Genomic DNA, 6860 nt, shown 5'->3' with positions numbered 1-6860 from the left:
CTACAATAATTAATTGCAATAAATGCGAAGGGTAGTCCTGCGCCAACACATCCTCAATCGTTTTTTTGATATTTTCTTCCTCATTCCTAGCAGCAATTAAAACGCTTACTGTTGTTTTGCAGGGCTCATCCTTTGCTTGAAAAGATTTAATTTTCGACCAGCCATTTTTTAAATAAAGTAAGATTCCCACATACATTAATGTGAGAATAGATGTGAAGATATTAGCGAGTAGAACGACCAAAGAAATTAAGTTTAAACACGAAAACTGAACCAAAAATAGCTGGAATAATTAGATTTACTAACCAAACACAAGCAATTGCTGCCATAATTGCTATTTCTTGATTGGTGATAAAAGCAAAAAAATAGGTGGCAACACTGGCTCTAACACCTATATCTAGAAGGTCGAGGGAAGGGAGTGCAGATTGTATGAAATAGAAAATAAATAAGACCATTGCCATATCAAACAACTGAATATCAGGTACTAACAAATGTATAACTAAAAAATATTGAATCGTAAAAATCAGATATCGCGAGAAAGAATAGAGCAAAATCTGAACAATATCTGCATGTTTATATTTTGAAAAAATGATTAGAAACCTCCTGTAACGCTTCAGAAAATTAATTTTCATCAAGAGTCCATAAAGCCATTGAATATTGAAATAAAACAGAAGCATGAGGCTGCAAAAAAGAAGAATAAGAATAGTCAACGAAAAAATTAAGATGGAATTTAGCTTTATAAAATTTATAAAAAACCATAGGAGAGCCAGAGATCCCAATACATTGGTTATTACCATCTGACCAATTGCGCCTACACCCATCGCAACTAATCCCCTAATACGCATCCTTGGGGATAGAAAAAATACCCTCCCACCATACTCCCCAATTCGGTTGGGAGTAAAAACTGCCCATGTTAAGCCACAAAAAACAGACTCAATAGCCTTCCATGTATCTATTTTTTCAATATCTCTAAGTAAAAATTTCCATTTTAGGGATTCTAAAAACCAATTTAATAGCATCAGCAAAATGACACTAATCATCACCAAAATGACTTCAGGGAGCGAAATTAAAGCCATCAGCGAATGAAAATTGCTTATATTCTGGTTATCAATAAGTTTTTTAAAAATGTACCAGAAAGCCAAAACAAGAACGCTTACCTTTATTCCTACACTTAAAATCTTTTTTGTTTGTGATTTCATGCTGATACAATGTTAAGAAAAAGCTAGGCAATTTTTTATTTTCAAAATGCTTAAAGCAAAATCACAAAAAAGAAGCTAATTGCTTAATATTGCGGTGCATGTTAAAAGAAAAATCAAAAGAACGGATTATCCTTGGAATTGACCCTGGAACAAGCGTTATGGGCTATGGGATTGTTAAAGAGGTTAAAAATACCGTCGATTTAGTCTGCATGGGCGTAGTAAAAATGAATCATCTGGATGATCACCCATTAAAATTAAAGCAAATTTTTGAGAAAACGGTCCTACTTATCGACCAATACCAACCTGATTGCCTTTCTATTGAAGCACCTTTTTACGGCAAAAATATTCAAGTAATGCTCAAACTTGGTCGCGCACAAGGTGTTGCCATGGCAGCAGCATTATCAAGAAACTTGCCCATTTTTGAATATTCCCCACGTAAAATCAAGCAATCTATTACCGGAAATGGTAACTCCTCAAAAGAACAGGTTGCAGCGATGCTTAAAACATTGCTAAAATTTACAGAAACACCCGAATTTTTAGATGCGACAGATGGTCTGGCCGTTGCAGTTTGCCATTCCTTCCAGAAAATTACTAGTGCTGGAAATAATAAAAGCTACACGGGTTGGGATGCCTTTGCTAAGGACAATGTAAAAAGAATCAAAAAATAGCTTAAAGATGTACGCGAATAGCGTTTGCGATTTCAGTTAGCTTTTCTTCGCTTAGTTTAAGCTTCGGGCGACTAAAATTCATGTCGTCCATAGTTTTAATTGGGATGAGATGAATGTGAGCATGTGGAACTTCCAATCCAATTACGGTCATGCCCACACGTTCACATGGAATCGCTTTCTTCAAACCTTCAGCGACAATCTGCGCAAACATCATTAAACCAACATAGGTTTCACTATCCAAGTCAAAAATATAATCAACCTCCTTTTTGGGAATCACCAAAAGATGCCCCTCAGTTAATGGATTGATATCTAAAAAAGCCAAATAATCAATAGTTTCGGCAACTTTATGAGCAGGAATATCTCCAGCAACAATTTTTGAGAAAATGGACTCCATAATAAATTTCTATGTTATTGGATGAAAAAAATGCTTTTAACGCGTAATTTCAATAATCTCAAACTCAATTTTTCCTGCTGGGACAACAATCTCAACCTTATCGCCTACACTTTTTCCTAAAAGTCCCTGAGAAATTGGTGATTTAACAGATATTTTACCAGATTTCAAATCAGCTTCCGATTCAGAAACGAGCTGGTAAGTCATTGTAGCACCGTTGTTTACATTTTTTATCTTAACAATCGACAAAGCAAGAACCTTTGTTGAATCCAGTTTAGATTCATCAATTAAACGTGCATTGGCTAAAACATTAGTCAATTTCGATATTTTCGACTCATGGTGTCCCTGAGCTTCCTTCGCTGCATCATATTCGGCATTTTCAGATAAATCACCCTTATCTCTAGCCTCAGCAATAGCCTTAGATATTTGCGAACGGCCCTCGGTTTTCAAATAATGAAGCTCCTCTTTCAGCTTTTCTAATCCTTCACGGGTATAATAAGTTACTTCCGACATATCTCACAATTTTTTTGGTTAGACTATAAAAACAAACAAGACTATGTTGGCTTAGGCCAATATAGTCTTGCTCGCATTAATACGAAGATAATATTTTTGACTCAAGATTTCCAAATTTCTGGATTGAAAATTCCCAATATCTTAGAAATTATCAAGAAAAAGAAATCCTAAAATTCGCTTAGAAGCGCCTGCAATTTTTGTGCAAGCACCTCCGAGATTTTTCGATAAGACTCATGTGTCCAGCCAGCAATATGCGGACTCAACAAGACTTTTTTGCTTTCTGCTAGCTCTTTAAACCATTCCTGTTCAGCTAAGGCAGGGAATTTCTCCACCTCTAAAACATCTAATCCTGCAGCATATATTTTCCCACTTTCAAGACCCTTTAAAACAGTTTTTGTATTCACTATCTCACCCCTTGAAGCATTGAGCAGTACAATGGGCTTTTTAAAATGAAACAAATATTCATCGTTAAAAAGCTGGCGTGTTTCTCGGTTTAATGGAATATGAAAACTCAAAATATCGGCCTCCTTAACCACCTGCTCCATACTTACTTCCTGAGCAAAAGCATCCGAAAAACCAGTTTTATATTTATCGTAGGCAATAATTTTTAACTCAAAACCAGATAATTTACGAGCTAACATCATCCCATTATTGCCATAACCGATAATCGCTAAGGTTTTGCCCTTAAGCTCCCATCCACGGTTCCCCTCTCGATCCCAAATACCTTGGCGGACTTCCGCATCTGCAGTTCTTAGATTATTTAATAATGAAAGTAGCATCCCAATAACATGCTCTGCAACCGCATCGCGATTGCCTTCGGGAGCATTAATACATTTTATACCCTTAGAATGAGCATAATTCTCATCCACATTGTCCATTCCGGCACCTGCACGAGCAATAATCTTTAAATTTTTTCCCGCATCAATCAGCTGCGCATCAATTTGAAATTTGGTGCGAATGGCAATGATGGCATATTCATGAATAGTGGCTAAGGTCTCCTCGCGACTAATCAAAGGCATATCATGGCATTCAAAACCCATTTTTTCAGCCTCTTCCTTAAAAAGAGGATGCAAATGATCTGCTATGAGTATCTTTTTGTTCATGGGATAGAATTACCTTTTTTGGCTGATTAAATTGGTTAAATTTACGAAATCAGCAACACTTAGTCGTTCTGCTCTTAATTCAAACAGCGGATCATCGCCCATACTATCTTTGTTTAAAACAGAAGAAAGTGCATTTCTAAGCGTTTTCCTTCGCTGATTAAAACCTGCTTTCACCACCTGCCAGAATAATTTTTCATCACAATCAAGCTTTTCGACTTCATTTCTAGTTAATCGAATAACTGCTGAATTAACTTTGGGCGGGGGATTAAAAACTCCCGGTTTAACCGTAAAAAGATATTCAACCTTATAAAAAGCTTGTAAAAAAACACTCAAAATTCCGTATTCCTTGCTCCCCGGCTTTTCAGCACATCGCTGCGCCACCTCCTTTTGAAACATTCCAACCACCTCCAAAACCTGATCACGATTGTCCAATATTTTAAACAAAATTTGGGAAGAAATATTGTAAGGAAAATTCCCAATAACGGCTAATTTGCCCGGAAAGATTTCCTTAAAGTTCATTTGCAGAAAATCGGCATTAATGAGTCTGCTTCCTAATTCTGGATATTTTTTATTGAGATAATCGAAAGATTCAGTGTCAATATCCACTAAAAAAGTTTCGAGATTTTTATTGCTCAAAAGAAAGTCAGAAAGAATGCCCATTCCTGGACCAACCTCAAGTACTTGATTATACTTATCAGTCTGCTGGAGGCTATTAACAATCTTTTCGGCGATATTTTTATCGGTCAAAAAGTGTTGTCCGAGATGCTTTTTAGCTTTAACTAAACTCATTTGTGGCTTATTTGGCGCAATTTACAGAAAAATCCTGATCCATAAATTATTAAGCTTGATGGTAGAAGCTAAAATGAATCTCACAAACACAAATAATTTTATTTCGAGATTAATTCTTTATTTTGCACTAATTATTGATTCCTTAATAAAAAGGCTTCATCAATAAATGATTTTCAGCAGGAATGAGCGATAAAATTAAAATTGGAATATCAATTGGTGATGTAAATGGCATCGGTTTAGAAGTTATTATCAAGACTCTAATAGATACCCGAATTATGAATTATTGTACTCCCATTGTTTATGGGCACACAAAAGTTGCGTCTTTCCATCGTAAAACCATGGATGTCAATGAGTTTCAATTTCACGTTATCAATGATGCTAATCAGGCACATGACAAGCGTCCAAATATGATTAACTGCTGGGAAGAAGATGTAAAAATTGAACTAGGGCAAGCAACAGAAATTGGCGGAAAATATGCTTTTATCTCGCTTGAAAGAGCCTTAGATGATTTAATTGCTGGGAAAACCGATGCTTTAGTCACAGCTCCAATCAATAAACATAATATTCAGAGCGAAAGCTTTCAATTTGCTGGTCACACCGAATATATTCAGTCGAAGGTAAATGCACCCGACTCACTTATGTTTTTGGTAAGCGAAGATATTCGAGTGGGAGTAGTTACAGGGCATATCCCTGTGAGTGAAGTCCCAGAGAAAATCACCAAAGAAAAAATCCTTTCTAAATTGGAATTAATGAACCAAAGTCTTAAAAAAGACTTCTGGGTTCAAAAACCAAAAATTGCGGTTTTAGGCTTAAACCCACATGCTGGCGATAACGGATTAATTGGAAATGAAGAGCTTGAAACAATCATCCCGGCGATAAATGAGGCCAATGCAAAAGGTATTTTCGCCTTCGGGCCCTATGCAGCAGATGGTTTTTTTGCAGCTCATACCTATACTAAATTTGATGCGGTTTTGGCCATGTATCACGACCAGGGATTAATACCATTCAAACAATTAGCCTTTGAAAATGGGGTTAATTATACCGCCGGATTACCAGTGGTAAGAACATCCCCAGATCACGGTACAGGATACGATATCGCAGGAAAAAATCTAGCCTCTGCAAATTCGTTCAGAGAAGCACTATTTACTGCCATCAATATCGTTCAAAGACGAAAGGAAAGTGCAGAGCTTATCTCCAATCCCTTAAAACTTAGTAAATTCTCTAAAGACAGAGATTAAATTTCAAAAGATCTATTTTTTGACTTTTTATAAAATAAAAATATTTTATATTAGATTAATTTATTTAATCTAATTGATATTATTTTAATAAAATCGTACGAAGATTAACATGGAAATAAGTAGCGCGAAGATTATTGTAAGGGTTTCAAAAAGCGGAAAAATGTGGAATAAGGGATTGAAATACTTTGTTATGTGGGATGGGGATAATTTACAAGAGATCGACAATCTTAATGACAGGATTGAATACTTATTGCCTGGTGGCCTACATGTTATAACGGTTGCTAATAAAAATATGCTCCACAAGCAGGAATTAACTTTAAAGAATGGAGAAGTAAAGACTATCACGATTAATCCGAGTGTAAGCTTCCGACTTGGTTTTGGCATTTTGATTGGAATTGCTGCAGCAGGATCACTCATATCTATCATTATTATGGAGAAAATGAATCCCGCACCCCTAATTCCCTTAATTCCACTATTATTTGTTAAGAAAAAAAATTTCCATGATAATTTTGCTTTAAGCACATTAGATAAGGCTTAGACTATATAGAAATTAAAATAAGCAACATTTCAAAAGGAAATTTTAATGAAATAGAAGATTCATTAGCATTCATTTTAAAAAAAAGTGATCAACTAAATAATTTTTTCTAAATTTGCAGGCTCAATTGGCGTGCTTTGAAATTATTAAACGAATATAGCATTCCGTTTACCGGACTAAAGCTTGGGGTTCATCAATTTGAATTCGAGGTGAATGATTCTTTTTTCGAGGAGTTTGAATACTCTTTGGTAAAGAGTGGTAAACTGAATATTGCGCTTGACTTAGAGAAGCAGGAGACGATGATGATTCTGCATTTCTACATCAAGGGTTCAATCAAATTGGGATGCGATGTGTGTTTAGCAGATTATCCTTATCTGGTAGATTTCAAGGAGAGGCAAATTGTTAAATTGAGTGGAGACGAAAATCT

At 35.7% G+C, this 6860-nt stretch carries 9 protein-coding genes and 1 pseudogene; 4 read left to right on the top strand and 6 right to left on the bottom strand.

The genetic code is table 11. The annotated features are described in order from the left end of the window. Both ACIQ0D_RS10695 and ACIQ0D_RS10690 read right to left on the bottom strand, forming a co-directional pair. Positions 1 to 190: pseudogene (locus tag ACIQ0D_RS10695) on the bottom strand (glycosyl transferase); the annotation flags it as partial. 31 nt (positions 191 to 221) lie between these two features. Then, on the bottom strand, positions 222 to 1196 hold the full coding sequence (locus ACIQ0D_RS10690) for a hypothetical protein (RefSeq protein WP_395805445.1): 975 nt from the start codon (positions 1194 to 1196) through the stop codon (positions 222 to 224). A 98-nt stretch (positions 1197 to 1294) separates the two neighbouring features. Between ACIQ0D_RS10690 and ruvC the strand changes: the two genes are divergently transcribed. Beyond that, positions 1295 to 1864 carry a crossover junction endodeoxyribonuclease RuvC gene (ruvC, locus tag ACIQ0D_RS10685; RefSeq protein ID WP_395805443.1) on the top strand — a complete coding sequence of 190 codons (570 nt, stop codon included), beginning with the start codon at positions 1295 to 1297 and terminating at the stop codon, positions 1862 to 1864. 1 nt (position 1865) lies between these two features. On the opposite strand, the gene ACIQ0D_RS10680 is transcribed toward ruvC, so the two are convergent. The 4 genes from ACIQ0D_RS10680 to rsmA all read right to left on the bottom strand — a co-directional run bounded on the left by ACIQ0D_RS10680 (position 1866) and on the right by rsmA (position 4660). Continuing rightward, on the bottom strand, positions 1866 to 2258 hold the full coding sequence (locus tag ACIQ0D_RS10680) for an HIT family protein (RefSeq protein ID WP_395805441.1): 393 nt from the start codon (positions 2256 to 2258) through the stop codon (positions 1866 to 1868). Positions 2259 to 2294: 36 nt separating this feature from the next. Beyond that, positions 2295 to 2768, bottom strand: coding sequence for a transcription elongation factor GreA (gene greA, locus ACIQ0D_RS10675; RefSeq protein WP_291403363.1), 474 nt, complete (start codon positions 2766 to 2768; stop codon positions 2295 to 2297). Positions 2769 to 2935: 167 nt separating this feature from the next. Further along, entirely contained in the window at positions 2936 to 3871 is a 936-nt protein-coding gene (locus tag ACIQ0D_RS10670) for an NAD(P)-dependent oxidoreductase (RefSeq protein WP_395805439.1), read from the bottom strand. A 9-nt stretch (positions 3872 to 3880) separates the two neighbouring features. After that, positions 3881 to 4660, bottom strand: coding sequence for a 16S rRNA (adenine(1518)-N(6)/adenine(1519)-N(6))-dimethyltransferase RsmA (gene rsmA, locus ACIQ0D_RS10665; RefSeq protein WP_395805437.1), 780 nt, complete (start codon positions 4658 to 4660; stop codon positions 3881 to 3883). 182 nt (positions 4661 to 4842) lie between these two features. On the opposite strand from rsmA, the gene pdxA reads away from it, so the two are divergent. From pdxA to ACIQ0D_RS10650, 3 genes are all read left to right on the top strand, one after another. After that, the gene (gene pdxA / locus ACIQ0D_RS10660) at positions 4843 to 5898 is read left to right on the top strand and encodes a 4-hydroxythreonine-4-phosphate dehydrogenase PdxA (protein WP_395805435.1); all 1056 of its coding nucleotides are present in this window, start codon (positions 4843 to 4845) and stop codon (positions 5896 to 5898) included. A gap of 109 nt (positions 5899 to 6007) precedes the next feature. Beyond that, complete coding sequence (locus ACIQ0D_RS10655) at positions 6008 to 6436, top strand: hypothetical protein (RefSeq protein WP_395805433.1); 429 nt, start codon at positions 6008 to 6010, stop codon at positions 6434 to 6436. Positions 6437 to 6570: 134 nt separating this feature from the next. Further along, positions 6571 to 6860, top strand: a 290-nt coding sequence (locus ACIQ0D_RS10650) for a YceD family protein (RefSeq protein WP_395805431.1), incomplete at its 3' end; no start/stop codon positions are given.

This window comes from Daejeonella sp. (assembly GCF_044342615.1).
Classification (GTDB): domain Bacteria; phylum Bacteroidota; class Bacteroidia; order Sphingobacteriales; family Sphingobacteriaceae; genus Daejeonella.
This window is presented reverse-complemented; position numbering and strand designations above follow the sequence as displayed.